The following is a 17,264-nucleotide window of genomic DNA, read 5'->3' as shown; positions in this document are numbered from 1 at the left end:
ATGCCGTCCTCATTTTTTGTGGCCTCATTTTGTACCTGTGATTCAAATATATTCAAGGAGTCTGACATGGAGCTCGATCTCGCCGGGAAGACCGCGGTGGTCACCGGGGCCAGCCGAGGCGTGGGCCTCGCGATCACAAGGCAGCTCGTCGCCGAGGGGGTCCGCGTGGTGGGTGCGGCCCGCACGATCACGGCCCAGCTGAAAGAGACCGGCGCCCACCCGGTCGCGGTCGACCTGAGCACGTCGGAAGGTGCCGAGGAGTTGGGGGTGCGGGCGCTCGTGGAACTTGGCGGCGTGGACATCCTGGTCAACAATCTGGGCGGCGGTGACACGTTTACCCTGGACGGCTTCCTCGCGACCGACGACGCCCTGTGGGCGCAGAGCTTCGAGGTCAACCTGTTCGGCACGGTCCGGGTCACCCGTCGGCTGCTGCCGAGCATCCTGGAGCGCCGCGGTTCGGTGGTGAACATCTCGTCGATGAGTGCGCGCCTGCCGGGCACGGGCCCGATCGAGTACGGCGTCGCGAAAGCGGGTCTCAACGCGTTCGGCAAGGCGCTGTCCGAGGAGTTCGGCCCCCAGGGTGTGCGTGTGAACACCGTCTCTCCCGGTCCGACGCGTACCGGTATGTGGGAGGACGCCGACGGCTTCGGCGCCCGCCTCGCAGAGGCGAACGGTGTCGGGCACCGCGACTTCGTGGCCGGGGTGCCCGCGGCGATGGGTATGACCACTGGCCGCATGGTCGAGGCCGACGAGGTCGCGGCCGTCGTCGCGTTTCTCGTCTCGGACCGCGCGGCGAGCGTCACCGGCGCCGATTACGTCGTCGAGGGCGGCGGCATCAAGACGGTGTGAGACGACTGGCGCGCTGGGGCGGTGAGGAGACGTCCGCCCCAGCGGATGCCCGTATCGCTGCGGACGCGGGCACCCTCGCGCCGCTGTGCGGCCAGCACATCGGGGCTCCGGGCATTCTGGTTGCGCCAGCGCAGGTAACAGTGCAACTCCCGTGTCGGGCAGTGTGGTTGGGGTGATGGGAGTTGGCGAGGGTGAACTGCCGAAGTGGTCCGAAGTACGTCTCGATCGGGTGCCCAGGACGTGTTCGTCGGCGTGAAGCACAGCTCGACCTTGTTCTGGGCTGCCCAGCGCAGGATGCGCGCGTTCTTGTGGGCGGAGAGGTTGCCCAGGATCACGTAGATCGGGGCACCGTCGGGACGTGCTGACCGCATGGTCTTGAGTGCGGCCCAGGTCGGAGCAATGCCCTTGCGGCGCCGGTTGATGCCCCAGAGCGCGTCATCGCCGATCGAGTAACAGCCGTGAGAACCCCGTGGGTGCGCTGGCAGGTCGCCGACAATCGAGGTCGGGCCTGCCCTCTTTGGCCCAACAGGACCCGCCGGTCGGGCGGATGCCGAGCGGCCCGAACTCGTCGAAGGCGAAGGTGCGATCGGGGCGATCGGGGCGATCGGGGCGATCGGGGCGATCGGTCAGCGCGTACTCGATCCGGTCCAGCTTGGCGTCGAAGTCCGGGTCGTTGGATTGCTTCCACGTCTTGGTCCGCTGGAACGTCACATCGCGGCGCGCGAGCAGGCAGCGCAGCGCCTCGCGGCCGATGCGTATCGGACGGGCGACGTTTGGCCGTCTTGTACGCGCTGACCTCGCTGAAGAGGGCGGGCAGATCACGGACGTAGAGGCCCGAGACCGGGTAGCCGACCGCCTTGAGGTTGCGCTCGGTGAAGGAGTACACGATCCCGGGGCGGGCGGTGACTGAGGCGACCCCTGTGTGGACACTCTGACAATGGATCTTGATGGTCCGAGGAAGAGGTGTCCTGGTGGGACGTAGGTCTCCGTATCCGGAGGAGTTCAGGAACGATGCGGTGGCGCTGTATCGCGCCGCTGGTGGCCAGCGCACGTACTCGTCGGTCGCGGCGGATGTCGGGGTGAGCGGCGAGACGCTGCGGAGCTGGGTGCGTCAGACCGACGAGCAGGCGGGCCGGGTCTGTGGAGGCGACGGTGGAGGGCCGGGACGAGGAGCTGGCGCGGCTGCGGGCGGAGAACGGCCGGTTACGCAAGGCCGAGAAGGAGTGGGAGCTCGAACGGGAGATCCTGCGGCGGGCGGCCCAGTATTTCGCCAAGGAGATGAGGGCATGACCCGCCGCTGGGACTTCATCTCCGCCAACCGCGCCGTCTTCGGTGTGAAGCGGATATGCCAGGCTCTTCGGGTCTCGCGGTCGGGCTACTACCGGTGGGTAGCCGGCGCCGCGGTCCGGGAGGCGCGGCAGGCCGGCGACGACGCGCTGGTGGCCCAGATCCGCGAGATCCACGCCGACCACGAGGGGACCTATGGTGTCCGGCGGGTCCATGCCGAGTTGCGGGGCTTCGAACCCACGGTCAACCGTGAGCGCGTCGAACGGCTGATGCGCCGAGAGGGGCTTGAGGGCCGGCACCTGCGCCGGCGCAAGCGCACTACGGTCCCCGACCGGCTCGCGCCGCCCGCGCCGGACCGGGTCCGACGCGACTTCACCGCCACCGGCCTGGACGAGAAGTGGTGCGGCGACATCACCTACGGGCAGGTCAGCGGCACGTGGCTGTACCTGGCCTGCGTTTTGGACGCCTGCTCGCGCCGGGTGCTCGGCTGGTCGATGGCCACCGTATGAGGACCGAGTTGGTCATCGACGCGCTCACGATGGCGGTGGCGGCCCGCGGCGGCCACGTCGACGGAGTGATCTTCCAGTGGCTCACCTACTACAACGCCCGCCAGCACCACAGCTCACTCGGCTACCTCTCACCCACCGAGTTCGCACAACAGCACCAACGAGAACGTAAACTCACACTCGCAGCATGAACCCCCGTGTCCACACTCCGGGGGACGCCTCACTCCCTGGACGTCACCGCCCTGATGGTCACCCACGACCAGCCGTACACCCTGGAGCTCTGCCCGCGCTCGGTCATCCTCAGCGAGGGCGCCATCGCCGCCGACGGGCCGACGGGCCGACGGGCCGACGGGCCGACGGGCCGACGGGCGGGATCGTCGCCGACGCAGAGCTCTTGGCCCGGCATCGCCCCTGGAGCTGCCGCTCGCCTTCGTGCCGAGCTCCGCCGCCTGACTTTGGTCCGACCGGCTGGATGTACCGGTGGTTCGTGCCGGGGTGCCCCGCGGCGCGGCAGAGTCGAGGGTATGAAGGGAATCGAACGAAATCGGATGAGAGTTCACCATCCGATCATTCCCGGATATCAACCTCAGGAGTCGTATGATGCGCCCCATCAGAGCGGCCTGCCTCGGCACGGCCACGCTAGCCACCCTCCTCGCCTGCACCTCCGTCGCAGCCGCCGCGACGGACACCGGTTCCGCCCAGGCCAGGGATAAGGCCCGGATCATCACACTCCTGGCCGAGGTGCAGCAGCTGACCCGCTTCCCCGTCACCCCCGGCAGCGTCTCGCAAGGCGATCAAGTCGTCGTCCGCTCGGACCTCTTCGACGAGGCGCACAACAAGGTCGGCGAGACCCACGGCACCTGCACCACCACCCGGGGCGGCGCCGATGAAGCGGAGCAGTGCGTCGTGACCTACACCCTCCCGGGCGGCCAGCTCACCACGCAGGGGGTGTACTTCAACTACCTCGACCAGGGTCCCTTCGACAACGCGATCACTGGCGGCACCGGGGAGTACAAGAAGGCTCGCGGCTGGGTCCACTCCGACACGATCGCCACAACCCCCAAGGTCGTGAGGCGCTTCACGATCCACCTCGCCTGACGGACCCGGACGTCCACATAGCCCCGGAATCCGGCCTTCTCCCCTCACGTTGCACCATTGGAGACGGTCGTACGAAGGGAAGTGTGGGTCAAGGGTTCGTCCAGGGCGGCTCACCCTTCAGATCGTCAAACGCACCGACGAAATGAGCGGGTTCGTGGTGTTTCCACGCAGGTGGGTGGTGGAGAGGATGCTGAGCTGGCTGATGCGCTCGCGGCGCCTTGCCCGGGACTACGAGACCCGGCCCGAAAGCAGCGAAACCGCCGTCCTGTGGTCGATGACCGTGCTCATGGGACGCCGCCTCGCCCGCCACCGGACCGAAACGTCACCCGGCAGCCCGTCTCGGCGTGAACACCCCGGGACGCTCCTCGGCCAGCCAGCCCCGCTCCACCAGCCGCTACACCTTCGACCGCACCCCCTCGACCTTCGCCGACACCGCTTCCAGGCCCAGTCGTGCGGCCAACTCCCGTGCCCGCAGCCCGGACCCGCACGCCTCCGCCTCCAGCACGCCCACCAGCCGCTGGTAGTCCGGCGCGAGCACCTCCATCGTCAGCCCCACCCGCCAGTGCGGCACCACCGACCCCGCCACCGGGGCCTCGGCAACGGCCGGCGCCGACTCCGGCGGGTGGCCGGTCTCCGGCTCCGGCTCCGGCCCGGACAGGGCCTCGGCCAGCTCCACGCGGGCGATGGCCCGCCGCTCCAGCACCGCCTCCGCCTCCTCGCGGAGCCCTTCGACCCGCACTTGCGCGGCCGTCTCGCGCGCCTCCAACAAGCCCATGCCCGAAGCCATCGACAACCTCCGTGTCATAACCGACAGGCGTGACGGCCCGACTCTTCCTCGATGCCACGGAGTTCACGCCTGACCAGCGGAAACCCGCCGATCAAGTCCGGAAAGACAACGGCTACTGACAAGAGCCCAGAGCTGCGAGCGGGCCGGACTCTTGGCTGCGGAAACTGGCAGGGAACGCTTGATGAGGGTTCTCTCGACGGTCCACCTTCATGGCAGGCCGGAAAATCCCTTGGCGGTGGGCCCGGCGGACCGGCTGGCCGGGATGCCGCGCGGCGACACGGCCACAAGGCCCTGCCGCGTCAGGCTCTCGGGTGCGTTGGCTTCCTCACGGACATCGAAGCGAGCCACCACTCCGGTCATCACCTCCAGCACCTTGCCGAACCGCGCGGGACCCGGACCCGACAACGCCACCGTGCGCGCGCTTCGGCCTCGACTCCGCCCCGCCGCCTGACGGTCGGCACTACCCGGGTGGCCAGAAGGTCCGGCCGGGTGACCTGCGGGCCTCACGCGGCACGCCCTGCTGGGGCTGACCGCCGCACTGGGCGAGGATGCCCGAACCCCTCGACACCTTCCGTGATGGAGATCCCGTGAAGGCCCGCGCGGTGCGCGCGAGCTCGCCGATGACCACGTGCTGATCATGCGACAGCTTCCGCAGCTGCTGGCCGTCCAGCGTGCGGTGCGCGGTGCGGAGCGCCTCACCGAGCTGGACCAGGCCGTGCGCCTCGTTGCGCCGGCGGCGGGCCAGCAGGCCGGCCGCCCACACCGCAACGGTCGGCTTGCGCAATGCTCCGATCGCGGCGGCCAGCTGCTTGTCGCCCGCCTTACGGGCCTGGGCCACGAACACGTCGCGAGCCGCGGTGAACTCCAACGGCCGCAGCTCATACAACTCCACCGCTACCGACTCCACATCCATGACCGGCAGTCTCCCGCCCACTCCCCCGGGCGACACCCTGCAGCACTCCGCGCGTCGGCCCGTCCAGGTCATTGCTGCTGCGGCGGCCCGGTTCCCTCGAACCGGGGCACGTCCTCGACAGCCACGTCCCAGCGCAGGCGCACGTATGCGGAGCGGATGGCGCCAGACGCCACCGCGGTCCACGGAGGTGTCGGCGCTGACCTCCGCGACGAGCTCGGGCTGGACGAGCATGGGGTCGAGGACGTCGCGTGGCGCGGGTCTTCTCCACCACGCGCTCACAGGCGTTCACGGGCGCGGGTAGTCGTGCCCCGGCGGCGGGTACTTCCGGCCCGGGAGTACCCGCCACCCCGTACAACACGATCCGCTCGAACTCCGAGAGCTCTACCGCCAGCACCACATCCGCGCACGCGCCCCCACCCGACGCGGCGCAGCCTGCCCGACCACACCACCGCCATCCCCCATAGGGCACACGTGTCCCTCATAGGGAACGATGGAACACCCCGGACCATTCGGTTCCCGGATCTGAGAATCGCTAGTGCTGTGGCCTGACTTCCGTACGAGCCCCGCGGTGTTCTGACGGTGCGCGGGCACCACGGGCTCGGCCGGAGCGGCGCCCTCCTGCCTGAGGGCCGCGGTCGGGGGCGTGGCGGAGCGGGAGCAGGCCGCCGCCGCGGACACACGGAACCTGCGGACGGGCGGGTCCGGGGTTGGCTGCCGGAAATCCGGACACACGCGGAGTGTGCTGAAGACTCTGCTGGTAGCCCTGCTCACCACGACGGCCGCGGGAACATCGGTCGCCGCCGTTCTCCTCTCGCCCTGGTGGTGGGCCGCCGGCGGGCCCCTGCTCCTGATCGCGCTCGTCGCCGTGCACGACGTGGTGCAACGGCGGCACTCGGTTCTTCGGAACTATCCCGTCCTGGGGCACTTGCGGTTCGCCCTGGAGGCGGTGCGGCCGGAAGTCCAGCAGTACTTCGTCGAGCGGAACGTCGACGGCCGCCCCTACGACCGCGACACCCGCAGCATCGTCTACGAGCGCGCCAAGGGCACCGACGCCGAGGAGCCCTTCGGCACCGAGCTCGACCTCTACCGGCCCGGCAGCGAGTACCTCATCCCGTCCATGGCGCCGCGGCCGGTGCGCACCGACCCTCCCCGGGTACGGATCGGGGGGCCGGGGTGCACCCGGCCGTACGACATGGCCCTGCTCAACGTGTCGGCGATGAGTTTCGGTTCGCTGTCCGCCAACGCCGTCCTGGCCCTGAACACCGGTGCGCGACTGGGTGGTTTCGCCCACGACACCGGTGAGGGCGGCCTGTCCGAGCACCACCTGCGCCCGGGCGGCGACCTGGTGTGGGAGGTCGGCACCGGATACTTCGGGTGTCGCACCGCGGACGGCGGTTTCGACGAGCGCCAGTTCGCCGAGAAGGCCGCACATCCCCAGGTCAAGTGTGTGTCCCTCAAGATCAGTCAGGGTGCGAAGCCCGGTATCGGCGGGGTCCTGCCGGGCGCCAAGGTCACCGCGGAGATCGCGGAGGTCCGCGGGGTGTCGCAAGGGGAGACCGTCGTCTCCCCGCCGTACCACCGGGTGTACTCCACCCCACGCGAGCTGGTGCGCTTCATCGCCCGCATGCGCGAACTCGCCGACGGCAAACCCGTCGGGTTCAAGCTGTGCGTCGGCTCGCGGCGCGAGTTCCTCGCCGTGTGCAAAGCCATGGTGGAGGAGGACACCACCCCGGACTTCATCGTCGTCGACGGAGCGGAGGGCGGTACGGGAGCGGCGCCCATGGAATTCGCCGACAACGTCGGCCTGCCGCTCACCGAGGGTCTGATCACCGTGCACAACGCGCTGGTCGGCACCGGGCTGCGCGACCGCCTCCGGATCGGCGCCTCGGGCAAGGTCGCCACCGGCAGCGACCTCGTCAAGCGCCTCCTCCAGGGCGCCGACTACACCAACGCGGCCCGCGCCATGATGTTCGCGCTCGGTTGCATCCAGGCGCAGCGCTGCCACACCAACACCTGTCCCGTCGGCGTCGCCACCCAGGACCAGCGGCGCGCCCGCGCGCTGGTCGTCGGCGACAAGGCCGAGCGCGTGCGCCGCTACCAGCGGTCCACCGTCGAGAGCGCCCTGCGGATCATGGCGTCGATGGGTGTCGAGGGCCCGGGCGACCTGCGCCCTCACATGCTGCTGCACCGCGTGGACCCGCACACCGTCCGCTCGTACGCGGATCTGCACACGTGGCTCCTCCCGGGGCAACTGCTCGCATCTCCGCCGCAGGAGTGGGCAGGCGATTGGGCGGCGGCCGATCCCGACCGCTTCGCCAGCTGACACGGTCCCCGCGCCGACGCGCCCGTACCGGACCTGCCGGGACAACACACCTGGCCCACTGACCTCACAGAAGGGACACCCTGTGGCACGCACCGTCGCCCGCGTGATCGTGGACGCACTGGAGGAACTGGGCGTACAACACGTCTTCGGAGTGGTCGGGGACGCCCTGAACCCACTGACCGAGGCCATCCGCACGAGCGACGGCCCGCAGTGGATCGGTTGCCGGCACGAGGAGGCCGCCGCCTTCGCCGCCGGCGCCCAGTCCCAGCTGTCCGGCACCATCGGCGTGTGCATGGGAACCGTGGGGCCAGGCTCCGTGCACCTCCTGAACGGTCTCTACGACGCGGCCAAGAGCCACGCCCCTGTCCTCGCCATCTGCGGTCAGGTGCCCCTCGCCGAGATCGGCAGCGACTACTTCCAGGAGGTCGACAACGACCTCCTCTTTCGGGACGTCGCCGTCTACCGGGCCACCGTCACCTCGCCGGAGCAGATGCCCCGCCTGCTGGAGTCCGCCGTGCGGGCCGCAGTGACCCGGGGCGGCGTCGCGGTCCTGACCGTCCCCGGCGACCTGGGCGACCGTGAGCTGAGCGAGGACCGCCCCACGCGGTTCGCCCTGGACCGCGCCGTCACCCGTCCGGACGAGCCCGCCCTCCTGCGAGCCGCGGAGCTGCTGAACCGGGCGTCCCGGGTGACCCTCCTCGTCGGGCAGGGCGCCCGCGGTGCCCGCGCCGAGGTCCTTGAGCTGGCTGAGCTCCTCGCCTCGCCCATGGTGCTGACCTTGAAGGCGAAGGAGGGGTTCGAGGGCGACAACCCCTTCCAAGTGGGCCAGAGCGGCCTCATCGGCAACCCCGCCGCCGTCCACGCCCTCGACAGCGGCGACGCTCTGCTGATGTTGGGAACTGACTTCCCGTACCGGGAGTGGTACCCCCGGGACGTGGAAGTCGTCCAGATCGACACCCGGGAGGACCACCTGGGGCGCCGGACCCCCGTGGACGTGGGCCTCGCCGGCGACGTGGGCGCCACGCTGCGAGCCCTGCTCCCGCTACTGGAGCCGGTTCCCGACCGGGCCCACCTGGAGGACGCCCGCCAGCGCTTCGTCCGGTGGCAGGAGGGCCAACAGCGACTCGCGGATCCCGCGCACGAGCGCCGCTGGAGCGGCCGGCTCCGCGCTGCCGTGGACAACCGGGACCACGAGGTCCGACCCGAGGCACTGGCCGCCGCCATCGACGCCTACGCCGACGACGACGCCGTGTTCACCTCCGACACGGGCATGGCCACCGTCTGGCTCTCCCGCTTCGTTACCATGCGCGCCGACCGCCGCGTGATCGGCTCCTACAACCTCGGCTCCATGGCCAACGCCATGCCCCAGGCCCTCGGCGCCCAACTGTGGGCACCCGAACGGCAGGTCATCGCCCTGTGCGGGGACGGCGGGCTGAGCATGCTCCTCGGCGACCTGATGACGATCAGGACGCACCGGCTGCCGGTGAAGCTGGTCGTCTTCGACAACCGCCGACTGGGCATGGTCAAGCTGGAACAGGAGCAGACGGGCCTGCCCGAGTTCGGAACCGAGCTCGACAATCCGGACTTCGCGGCCGTCGCGACGGCCCTGGGCCTGACGGGAATCCGGATCACCGACCCGGCCGACCTGCACGACGGAGTGCGCCGAGCACTGGATACGCCCGGCCCCGTGGTGCTCGACGTCCTCACCAACCCCGAGGAGGTGGCCGTCCCCGGACGGCCGACCGCATCACAGGGCTGGGGGTTCGCCGTGGCCAAGGTCAAGGAGATCCTCCCGGGCCGCCAGAGCTGAAGGGGCGGGAGCCCGGGCCCTCCCGGCCCGCGGCGTACGCGGTGGGCGGTGGCCGGTCCGCCCCTGAGGCGACGTGACGACGGCATGCGGTCCCCCGCCCACCTGCGGGGCGGGGGCCCGGCACGAGGTCCGCGCGGCCGAGCTGAACGAATACCTGCGAAGCGGCTCCGGCACGGACCTCACGGCCAAAGGGCTTCCGGACGTGGCGCACCACCATCCTCGGCGCTGTGTCCGCCGGGGCGGCTCGGTCGGCCGGCGCGGCCGGTGCGGGTCCGGCCTCCGGGCTGGAGCAGCATCTTCTCGGATTCCGATCGGGTCTGCGGAAGGGTCGCAGAACGGGAGTCGGCGTCGGGCGCTCCGGCCTCGGCCGGGACCTCGCGCACGGGGCCCTCGTGCTGCGGCGACCGCCCTCGCTGTCCTCGATGCCGCACGAGCTGGAAGCGGGCTGATACGCCTGTCGGGGGCTCGACTGCGGGGCGGGGCGGGGCGGGGCGGGGCGGGGCGGGTGAGCCTGCTGCTGGCGCCGGGCCCCGGGCGGGCCCGCTCGTGCGGGTCCCGCGATCGACGCGCCCCCGCACCCGGCTCGGCGAATGGCCGGAAGTGCTGCCGCACCTCCGGCCGGCCCACCGGCCCCGACCACGAGAGCTCCACCGGGCGGAGCAGGCCCCCGAAGCCCGCCCGCGGCGCGTCCGCACCGCCCGCCCGCCCGCCCGCCTCCGGTTACAAGGGCCGGGCGTGCTCCCTCGTGCAGCACCGGCTCGCTCATCGTCTTCCCGGCCTCGGCGGCCAGAGCGCGAGCCGTCCGCGCGAGCTCGCCGATGACCACGTGCCGCTCTCATGCCGCCTCCCGCAGGCCCCTCTCGACCTTGCTTCCTCAGATGCACGTGCCCCGGGTCGTCCGGATCAAGCAGTCACCTCCGGACGTGTCCACCCCCGTGCCCGGACCGACACAGCTCGTCACCAACGGGAACGTCCGCGCATCAGTGGCCGCTCGGGGGGCAGTCGCCGGACATGAACCGACCTTCGAACGACGGCCGCTCGTACTGGATGCGGACGGCCGACATGCCGTCCTTCGCTCCCCTCTCCGGGACGGCGGAGGCTGACGCGGCGGTGATCGGCAGTGGCATCGTCGGGCTCAGCGCGGCATGGGAACTCGCCCGCGCGGGGCTCAGTGTGGTCGTCCTGGAAGCGGATCGGCTCGCGGGAGGCGTCACCGGGCATACGACGGGAAAGGTCACCGCCCTGCACACCGCCGTGTACGACACGCTCCGCACCAAGCACGGCGAAGACGCCGCGCGCCGGTACGCCGCCTCCCAGAGCGCGGCGTTGCGTCACGTGTCCGACGTGGCCGCGGAACTCGGCATCGACTGCGAACTGGAGGGACGCCCCGCCTACACGTACAGCCGTGATCCCAGCGGGGTGGACGCCCTGCGCGCGGAGGCCGAGGCGGCCCGGGCAGCAGGCCTGAGCGCTTCCTTCGTCACCGAGACGGGTCTTCCGTTCCCGGTCGCCGGAGCCGTGAGGGTGGAGGGCCAGGCGCAGTTCCATCCGCTCAAGTACCTGTCCGGCCTCGTCCACGACATCGTCGCGCTCGGCGGCAGCATCCACGAGGGCACCCGCGTGACCGCCCTCGACGACGGCGATCCCTGCCGTCTCACCACCGAATCGGGTGCCACCGTCTCCGCCCGGCACGTCGTGGTGGCGACCCACCACCCCGTCTTCGACCATGCCCTGCTCGCCGCCCGGCTGAGCCAGCACCGCGACCTCGTGATCGCGGGCCCCGTTCCCGCCGACCTCGACCCCCGGGGGATGTACATCACCGAGGAGGGCGGCAAGCGGTCGGTCCGCACGGCGCCGCTCGATGACGGCAGCCGCCTCCTGATCGTCACGGGAGAGGCGTTCACGCCCGGCGAGGGGGAAGACACCGAAGCCGGGTACGCACGGCTGCAGGCCTGGGCCGAGCAGCGCTTCCCCGGCTTCACGACCACCCACCGGTGGGCGGCACAGGACAACAGCGTCACGGACGCGCTGCCGCTCATCGGCCGACTGCCCGGCGGTGGCGAGAACGTCTACGTCGCCACGGGGTTCGCCGGCTGGGGCATGACGGGCGGGGTCCTGGCCGGAACGGTCATCGCCTCGCTGGTCGGCGGCGAAGAGGACCCGTGGGACGGACTGTACGATCCCGCACGCGTCGGCTCCGCGCTGCGCTCCGCCCCAGAGCTCCTCAAGGCCCAGTGGGACACCGGGAAGCACTTCGTCAAGGACCGCCTCGATACGCTCGGCGGCGGCAGCAACGGCCCCGTGGCGAGCCTGCGGCCGGGCGAAGGGACGGTGGTCAGGGCCGGCGGCAAGCCCTGCGCCGTGCACCGCGACGACCGGGGCGGGCTGCACTCCGTATCCGCCGTCTGCACCCACCTGGGATGCCTCGTCGCCTTCAACAACGCCGAACGGACGTGGGAGTGCCCCTGCCACGGCTCCCGTTTCGGTATCGACGGGGACATCCTCCAGGGACCGGCGCTCGACCCCCTGGAACAGCTGGATCCGGGAGAGCTCTGACCTTCTCCGACCCCGCACCAACCTGGACCGCAGGCATCAGCCCTCGACTCCGGTCGAGGTGTGGGCGGTGCCCACGGGCTTGGATTCGGGTGAGCCCCGCTGGCGCAGGTACACGGAGAGGATGACCATGGCCGCGACCGCCAGCAGCTCGGACTGCCAGTTCTGCAGGGTCCGGCTCCAAAAGTCGGGCAGCGTCAGATACGTGCCCCAGCCGACGGGATCCTGGAGCTGCCGCAGCCGCTGCTCGTCGTAGGCCGCCGTGCCGGAGACTGACTGGGCGAGCCAGGACCCGGCGAACAGGAGCGCCATGACCAGGCCCAGCGAGGAGGAGTACAGCCGCTGGCGCCAGTCCTTCGTGCCGGCCCAGCGGGGTGAGTCCACCTTCGCGTGGTCGCCCAGGCGCTGCTCCCGATCGGATTCGGTACCGGACTTGTGCAGTTCCTTGGATTCGGGGGAACCTCGCTGGACCAGCCACACCGTGCCGATGATGTAGAGCGAGAACTGCAGGAACTCCGACTGCCAGTTCTCGGTGACGTCGACGGCGAAGTCGGAGGTCGTGACGTACTCGCCCAGGCCGATCCGCTGAAGGCCGTCGATGGCGAGCTGGTCGTTGAACTCGGCGTGTCCGACGAGCGCCTGTGCGGCCAGGACCATGAGGAAGGCGGTCCCGAACGCCAGGGTGAGGCTGTTGTCCCGCCAGAACCCGCCCCGCCGCTGCTTCTCACGCGTGTCGTCGCTCATAGGTGCATCGCCCCGATGGCAGTGAAGTAGGCGAGCCCGCCCACCACGACGACGAGGCAGGTCACGAACAGGAAGCGCATCCTCAGCCGCCCTTCAGCGCGCACTTGTAGGGTCGCTCCCGCTGAGGAGTACAGCCGGCCGCCACGATCTTCCATCCCGCAGCGAACTGCGACAGGAACAGCGTCTCCCCGTCGAGGCGCAACAGGGCCTGCCGCCCGTACACCTCGATCGCGCGCACCGCACCCGCCCTCGGCAGCCCTTGCGCCGCGATGGCCACCGCGCAGGACTTCCGCTCGTCCTGCTCCAGCTGACCGAGCGTTTCGGGTGCCAGGAGCCCACAAGCGGATGTCCCGTCCCCGGAGGCCAGGGCCCGCTCGAAGGCGTCGCCGGCGGTCCGAGCCCCGTCGACCCTGGCCGTCGGTGCCCCGCACCCACCGATGAGCACGCCCACCAGGCCCGCGCACAGTGCTGTGCGGACGGCGGCCCCCTTTCTCGTTCGCCCCGTCGGCGACACCGAGCACGGCGGATCCGGGTCGGCGCCCAATCCCAGGGGGTACCACGACAGCGGCATTGCCCATATATGCCCTGCCCACGGCCGGGCACCTGCCCTGCCCCCGCGGACCACCCGTCTGGCAGACCCCGAACCGGTGTAGCGGCTCCGGGCCCGACCCGCGCGGTACGCCCCACAGCGTGCCCATGAGCACCCGAGGGGTGCGCCGGTCGCGCCGGGCCTACCGTGGAGGCATCCGGTCCTGCTGATCGGCAGACGAAGGCGGCCGCCGTGGCGAAGTCGAGCCCTGAGGTGTCAGGTTCCCGTTGCGGGGGCGACGCCGCCCGGCGGGGCGGGCAGGGAAGAGCCCGGTGACCGCGCGGCTGCGGACGAGCGACCCCGCGCGGCCGGGCTTCGGCCGGGTCCGGCACGGCCGTGGATTCCGGTACGTCGACACGCGCGGGAAGCCCTTGGCCGATGCGGCCGACCGGGATCGGATCCGGGCCCTGGTCATCCCGCCCGCCTGGGAGGACGTATGGATCTGTCCCTGGCCGAACGGGCACGTCCAAGCCATCGGCACCGATGCCGCGGGCCGGCGCCAGTACCTCTACCACTCCCGCTTCCGGGAGCAGCAGGAGGCGTCCAAACACGAGCACGTGCTGGCGGTCTCCGCGCGGCTGCCCCGCCTGCGCCGGCAGATCGAGAGCGACCTGGCCGGGCGCGGGCTGAGCCGCGATCGTGTACTGGCCTGCGGTGCACGCCTGCTGGACCTCGGCTTCTTCCGGGCCGGCGGGCAGGCGTACCGACGCGACCACGAGTCGTACGGCCTCACCACCTTGTTGCGCGAGCACGTCACCTGCGGCCGCCAAGAGATCCATTTCAGCTACCGGGGCAAATCCGGGCAGGACCAGAGCCTCACCCTCGTCGACCCGGATGCGTACGCGGTCATCGCGGCGCTCCTGCGGCGGCGTGCGGACGGTCCCCAGCTCCTCGCCTACTGGCGGGGCGGGGCCTGGCACGACGTCCAGGCGGCCGAGCTGAACGAGTACCTGCGGGGCGCCTCCGGCACGGACCTCACGGCCAAGGACTTCCGGACGTGGCACGCCACCGTCCTCGCCTCCGTGGCCCTCGCCGTTTCCACGGAGGTCGTCGGCGAATCAGCGACGCGCAGGCACCGTGCCGTCGTGCGCGCCGTCCGTGAGGTCAGCGACTACCTGGGCAACACACCGACGGTGTGCCGTGCCTCCTACATCAGCCCCCGGGTCGTCGAGCTCTTCGAGAGCGGCACGACCATCGCCCCCGTTCTGGACCGACTGGGCAAGGACGTGGAGTACGGCCAGCCCGCCACCAGGGGCGTCGTGGAGAAGGCCGTCCGCAAGCTCCTCGCCTGAGCCGGCGAGGCCCGGCCGTGACCCGACCCGGCAGACCGCGTGAGATGCGGCCCAACCGGGGTACGCGCACCATGACCGTGACACCGCACCGTCTACGAAGGGTGACGTCATGCCGCGAGGATCCGGTGCCAAACGCGAGCGCCAGTACGAGCACATCAAAGAGTCGGGAGAGAAGCGCGGAATGTCGGAGGAACGGGCCACGGAGATGGCCGCCCGAACCGTGAACAAGGAGCGTGCCCGATCAGGTGAGAGCAAGACCGCGAGCAGCACCTCGACCCGGGGCAAGTCCGCTTCACAGCGCGGCGGCGAAAAGTCCCGGAGTGGCGGCAACTCGTCCGAGCGGACCAAGGACGACCTGTATCGGGAAGCCAAGAAGCGCGGGATCGAGGGCCGCTCGACCATGAGCAAGCAGCAGCTCAAGAACGCCCTCGGCCACTGAGCCGAGCTGGACGGGACAGGCAATGTTCTTCGCCCGGCCGATTCCGTGCTGAGCGGTGCCGAGCCGTGCACCAGGGCAGCAGGAGACGACAGCAGGAGGGGTCCTCGTGGCCGTCCGTCATCAACTCATCCGCCGGCCCCCCGGTGCGGTCTGGGCCGTGCTCGCAGATCCGACGCTGTACGGGGAGTGGGTCGTGGGCCCGTCCGAGTCCACACCTCTCGATCACGACTGGCCGGCACCGGGCTCCCGGTTGCGCTACACGATCCGGCTGGGCCCCTGGTCCACTCAGGGAACCACGACCGTCCGCCACCGGGAGACCGGCAGGGAGCTGGAGCTGGAGGCGTCCTTCAAGTCTCTCGGGACGGCGCGGATCTTCCTCCAGCTCAGGCCCTGGGGTGAGGAGACCCTCGTCATCTGCGACGAACACCCCCTGCGCGGCCTCGGCGGGGTCCTGCACAACCCGGTCAGCGAGGCGGCCCTCCAGCTCCGGCACCGAGGCATGCTGGCCCGCCTGGCCACGGTCGTCGAACAGCAGCCGGCCGGCAGGCTCCGGGCCTGACGCCGTGGTGCCGCGCCCTGCTCGTGGTAGCGGTCGACCGGGCCGGCGGAGGGCCACCTGTTCCGCACGGACCACCCCCGGCGGTGAGGGGGACTGCTCCTGGGGGCGAACGGTCGTGGCGCCATGGTGGCGTGGACCGCGGCCGGCTATTCTCCTTCCCCCTGCCGTGGCGACGTTCGCTCCCTCTACGGCGATGGTGGCCTTGCGGGGGACGGTGCACCGCTCATTGCGCGACTGCGCCCAGTAGCCGTAGCCCCAGATGCCGCCTCACTCATCGTTCACATTCCGCTTCTCCTCGTCCGCGCCGCGCCGGCCCTCCGGGCCGACCCAGCGCCGACGTCCCGTCGCCGGGCCCGGTGCGGGTACCGGCCGGTCCAGTCGGCTCGCCTCGTCCGTATCGGCCGCAGCGGTCCCCTCGTCAGCACGGGGCGCGTGTCGCCGACCGGCCGGCCGTGAGCTCCCTACATCGTGCTCGGGTACGCCGCCAGTACCACCTTGCTCATCCATGACTGCCTCCGATCTCGCCTTGCCTTTCCTGGCGGCTGCCCGTTCCCGGCCGGGGAAAACGAACCGGGGCGCGGGCCGGTCTCAGCCGGGCCAGGTTCCGGTCAGGCGCCTGGCGGCGACGGCGCCGGAGCGGTCGACGATCGCCTTGACGACGGCGAAGATCGCCCCCTGGATGGCCGCAGCGAGAAGGATCTCGCGCCAGGTACGTTCCTCGTCCGTAGCATCGGGTGCGTCACCCGTGCCCTCCACGGCTTTCCATGCCTGACGGAACACGGCAGCGCCGATCGCGCCGCCGGCGGCTCCGAGCACGAACCCGACCGGCTTGTACGCCACAGCGGAGACGTTCATCGGCGTTCACGGCGGCGGCGCGCCAGCAGGAGGACAAGCAATGCGGCGCCGACGGCCAAGACCGGCCCTCGCCCGGCGTGCCCCACCCGGGCCACTTGTGTCCCCTCCTCGGCCAGGGCGGCGGGAGCAGCGTGGTGTACGGCCCGTACGGCCTCCCCAGCAGCTTTCTTGATCTCCTCCGTCACCAAGGCGGTCTTCCTGACGGTTTCATCCTTCATCCTGGTCGTCCTCTCCTTCGCCAATGCGGTCCGCTGCCTGTCCCGGCCGCGCCCGCTTTCGTGGTTGCCCGCGGGCCGGCTCATCACGCCGGGCAGGGTCGTCCGCCCGATCCACCGGTTCGGTCTCCTGGCGCCGCCCGGGCGGCACGGCGCCGCCACGGGCGCGGTCCACACGGTCCGGGTCGGCCGCCGGACCATCCCCCGTGCCCGTCCGGGACGGGACGCCCGGCGGGCGGCCGTGCTCGTCCACCGCGTCCCCCCGATCGGGACGCCTCGCCTGCCCCGCCGCAGATTGCTTCTTGCCCACGTGTCCACTCCTCTGCCTACGCCTACGCCTACTCGGAGCGGGTGCCCGGTACGACGCGCTGAAAACCGATCCTTGTCCGGCGCCGCATCCCTCGCGCGGACAGCCGAAAGCGGGTTGGAACAGCGCTCGTAGAAG

The 17,264-nt window shown here is 71.0% G+C and carries 17 protein-coding genes and 3 pseudogenes; 11 read left to right on the top strand and 9 right to left on the bottom strand.

The annotated features are described in order from the left end of the window. Window positions 1–66 precede the first annotated feature (66 nt). A complete protein-coding gene (locus ACIBEA_RS16535) occupies window positions 67–849 on the top strand; it encodes an oxidoreductase (RefSeq protein ID WP_399261368.1) in 783 nt (260 codons plus the stop codon). Here the strand turns inward: ACIBEA_RS16535 and ACIBEA_RS16530 are convergent. Both ACIBEA_RS16530 and ACIBEA_RS16525 read right to left on the bottom strand, forming a co-directional pair. Continuing rightward, a pseudogene (locus ACIBEA_RS16530) lies at window positions 813–1,629 on the bottom strand (transposase); the annotation flags it as partial. The gene ACIBEA_RS16535 and the pseudogene ACIBEA_RS16530 sit on opposite strands and share 37 nt — an antisense overlap. Then, window positions 1,619–1,765: pseudogene (locus ACIBEA_RS16525) on the bottom strand (hydrolase); the annotation flags it as partial. The pseudogenes ACIBEA_RS16525 and ACIBEA_RS16530, both read right to left, overlap by 11 nt. Before the next feature lie 31 nt (window positions 1,766–1,796). Between ACIBEA_RS16525 and ACIBEA_RS16520 the strand changes: the two are divergent. From ACIBEA_RS16520 to ACIBEA_RS16505, 4 genes and pseudogenes are all read left to right on the top strand, one after another. Further along, window positions 1,797–2,645, top strand: coding sequence for an IS3 family transposase (locus ACIBEA_RS16520; RefSeq protein WP_399261366.1), 849 nt, complete (start codon window positions 1,797–1,799; stop codon window positions 2,643–2,645). Then, the gene (locus tag ACIBEA_RS16515; RefSeq protein ID WP_399261364.1) at window positions 2,642–2,833 is read left to right on the top strand and encodes a hypothetical protein; all 192 of its coding nucleotides are present in this window, start codon (window positions 2,642–2,644) and stop codon (window positions 2,831–2,833) included. Before ACIBEA_RS16520 ends, ACIBEA_RS16515 begins: the two co-directional genes overlap by 4 nt. A 33-nt stretch (window positions 2,834–2,866) precedes the next feature. After that, window positions 2,867–3,013: pseudogene (locus tag ACIBEA_RS16510) on the top strand (cobalt ABC transporter ATP-binding protein); the annotation flags it as partial. Between the two features lie 229 nt (window positions 3,014–3,242). After that, window positions 3,243–3,740 (top strand): hypothetical protein, encoded by a 498-nt coding sequence (locus ACIBEA_RS16505; protein WP_399261362.1) that lies wholly within the window; start codon window positions 3,243–3,245, stop codon window positions 3,738–3,740. A gap of 394 nt (window positions 3,741–4,134) precedes the next feature. Here ACIBEA_RS16505 and ACIBEA_RS16500 read toward each other — a convergent pair whose 3' ends face one another. The 3 genes from ACIBEA_RS16500 to ACIBEA_RS16490 form a co-directional block, all read right to left on the bottom strand. Next, window positions 4,135–4,527, bottom strand: coding sequence for a hypothetical protein (locus ACIBEA_RS16500; protein WP_399261360.1), 393 nt, complete (start codon window positions 4,525–4,527; stop codon window positions 4,135–4,137). A gap of 207 nt (window positions 4,528–4,734) precedes the next feature. Then, window positions 4,735–4,887, bottom strand: a complete 153-nt coding sequence (locus ACIBEA_RS16495) for a hypothetical protein (RefSeq protein ID WP_399261358.1) — start codon at window positions 4,885–4,887, stop codon at window positions 4,735–4,737. Window positions 4,888–4,987: 100 nt separating this feature from the next. Next, window positions 4,988–5,440: a hypothetical protein gene (locus ACIBEA_RS16490; RefSeq protein WP_399261357.1), complete on the bottom strand. Its 453-nt coding sequence runs from the start codon at window positions 5,438–5,440 to the stop codon at window positions 4,988–4,990. Between the two features lie 739 nt (window positions 5,441–6,179). On the opposite strand from ACIBEA_RS16490, the gene ACIBEA_RS16485 reads away from it, so the two are divergent. From ACIBEA_RS16485 to ACIBEA_RS16475, 3 genes are all read left to right on the top strand, one after another. Continuing rightward, window positions 6,180–7,763, top strand: coding sequence for an FMN-binding glutamate synthase family protein (locus ACIBEA_RS16485; RefSeq protein WP_399261355.1), 1,584 nt, complete (start codon window positions 6,180–6,182; stop codon window positions 7,761–7,763). An 82-nt stretch (window positions 7,764–7,845) separates the two neighbouring features. Next, complete coding sequence (locus ACIBEA_RS16480; protein WP_399261353.1) at window positions 7,846–9,573, top strand: thiamine pyrophosphate-dependent enzyme; 1,728 nt, start codon at window positions 7,846–7,848, stop codon at window positions 9,571–9,573. 1,011 nt (window positions 9,574–10,584) lie between these two features. Then, the gene (locus tag ACIBEA_RS16475) at window positions 10,585–12,129 is read left to right on the top strand and encodes an FAD-dependent oxidoreductase (RefSeq protein WP_399261351.1); all 1,545 of its coding nucleotides are present in this window, start codon (window positions 10,585–10,587) and stop codon (window positions 12,127–12,129) included. Window positions 12,130–12,165: 36 nt separating this feature from the next. On the opposite strand, the gene ACIBEA_RS16470 is transcribed toward ACIBEA_RS16475, so the two are convergent. Together ACIBEA_RS16470 and ACIBEA_RS16465 are read right to left on the bottom strand one after the other, a co-directional pair. Continuing rightward, window positions 12,166–12,870 (bottom strand): DUF6766 family protein, encoded by a 705-nt coding sequence (locus ACIBEA_RS16470; protein ID WP_399261349.1) that lies wholly within the window; start codon window positions 12,868–12,870, stop codon window positions 12,166–12,168. 82 nt (window positions 12,871–12,952) lie between these two features. Beyond that, window positions 12,953–13,321 (bottom strand): hypothetical protein, encoded by a 369-nt coding sequence (locus ACIBEA_RS16465; RefSeq protein ID WP_399261347.1) that lies wholly within the window; start codon window positions 13,319–13,321, stop codon window positions 12,953–12,955. 410 nt (window positions 13,322–13,731) lie between these two features. Here ACIBEA_RS16465 and ACIBEA_RS16460 point away from each other — a divergent pair, with 410 nt between their 5' ends. From ACIBEA_RS16460 to ACIBEA_RS16450, 3 genes are all read left to right on the top strand, one after another. Next, window positions 13,732–14,751, top strand: a complete 1,020-nt coding sequence (locus tag ACIBEA_RS16460; RefSeq protein WP_399261345.1) for a DNA topoisomerase IB — start codon at window positions 13,732–13,734, stop codon at window positions 14,749–14,751. 109 nt (window positions 14,752–14,860) lie between these two features. Beyond that, the gene (locus ACIBEA_RS16455; RefSeq protein WP_399261343.1) at window positions 14,861–15,190 is read left to right on the top strand and encodes a plasmid stabilization protein; all 330 of its coding nucleotides are present in this window, start codon (window positions 14,861–14,863) and stop codon (window positions 15,188–15,190) included. 157 nt (window positions 15,191–15,347) lie between these two features. Then, complete coding sequence (locus ACIBEA_RS16450; protein ID WP_399261341.1) at window positions 15,348–15,749, top strand: SRPBCC family protein; 402 nt, start codon at window positions 15,348–15,350, stop codon at window positions 15,747–15,749. A 588-nt stretch (window positions 15,750–16,337) separates the two neighbouring features. Here the strand turns inward: ACIBEA_RS16450 and ACIBEA_RS16445 are convergent. After that, a complete protein-coding gene (locus ACIBEA_RS16445) occupies window positions 16,338–16,604 on the bottom strand; it encodes a DUF4235 domain-containing protein (protein ID WP_399261339.1) in 267 nt (88 codons plus the stop codon). Beyond that, entirely contained in the window at window positions 16,601–16,822 is a 222-nt protein-coding gene (locus tag ACIBEA_RS16440) for a hypothetical protein (protein WP_399261337.1), read from the bottom strand. Before ACIBEA_RS16440 ends, ACIBEA_RS16445 begins: the two co-directional genes overlap by 4 nt. Between the last annotated feature and the right edge of the window lie 442 nt (window positions 16,823–17,264).

This window comes from Streptomyces sp. NPDC051555, assembly GCF_044454405.1.
Lineage (GTDB): Bacteria > Actinomycetota > Actinomycetes > Streptomycetales > Streptomycetaceae > Streptomyces.
The sequence above is the reverse complement of the archived record's forward strand: the minus strand, read 5'-3'. Positions and strand labels throughout refer to the sequence as shown.

Bases quoted from the DNA above. Each gene is read 5' to 3' on its own strand.
- ACIBEA_RS16535 (WP_399261368.1), top strand. From the start codon at position 67: ATGGAGCTCGATCTCGCCGGGAAGACCGCGGTGGTCACCGGGGCCAGC.
- ACIBEA_RS16520 (WP_399261366.1), top strand. From the start codon at position 1,797: ATGGTCCGAGGAAGAGGTGTCCTGGTGGGACGTAGGTCTCCGTATCCG.
- ACIBEA_RS16515 (WP_399261364.1), top strand. From the start codon at position 2,642: ATGAGGACCGAGTTGGTCATCGACGCGCTCACGATGGCGGTGGCGGCC.
- ACIBEA_RS16505 (WP_399261362.1), top strand. From the start codon at position 3,243: ATGCGCCCCATCAGAGCGGCCTGCCTCGGCACGGCCACGCTAGCCACC.
- ACIBEA_RS16500 (WP_399261360.1), bottom strand. From the start codon at position 4,527: ATGGCTTCGGGCATGGGCTTGTTGGAGGCGCGCGAGACGGCCGCGCAA.
- ACIBEA_RS16495 (WP_399261358.1), bottom strand. From the start codon at position 4,887: ATGACCGGAGTGGTGGCTCGCTTCGATGTCCGTGAGGAAGCCAACGCA.
- ACIBEA_RS16490 (WP_399261357.1), bottom strand. From the start codon at position 5,440: ATGGATGTGGAGTCGGTAGCGGTGGAGTTGTATGAGCTGCGGCCGTTG.
- ACIBEA_RS16475 (WP_399261351.1), top strand. From the start codon at position 10,585: ATGAACCGACCTTCGAACGACGGCCGCTCGTACTGGATGCGGACGGCC.
- ACIBEA_RS16470 (WP_399261349.1), bottom strand. From the start codon at position 12,870: ATGAGCGACGACACGCGTGAGAAGCAGCGGCGGGGCGGGTTCTGGCGG.
- ACIBEA_RS16455 (WP_399261343.1), top strand. From the start codon at position 14,861: ATGCCGCGAGGATCCGGTGCCAAACGCGAGCGCCAGTACGAGCACATC.
- ACIBEA_RS16445 (WP_399261339.1), bottom strand. From the start codon at position 16,604: ATGAACGTCTCCGCTGTGGCGTACAAGCCGGTCGGGTTCGTGCTCGGA.
- ACIBEA_RS16440 (WP_399261337.1), bottom strand. From the start codon at position 16,822: ATGAAGGATGAAACCGTCAGGAAGACCGCCTTGGTGACGGAGGAGATC.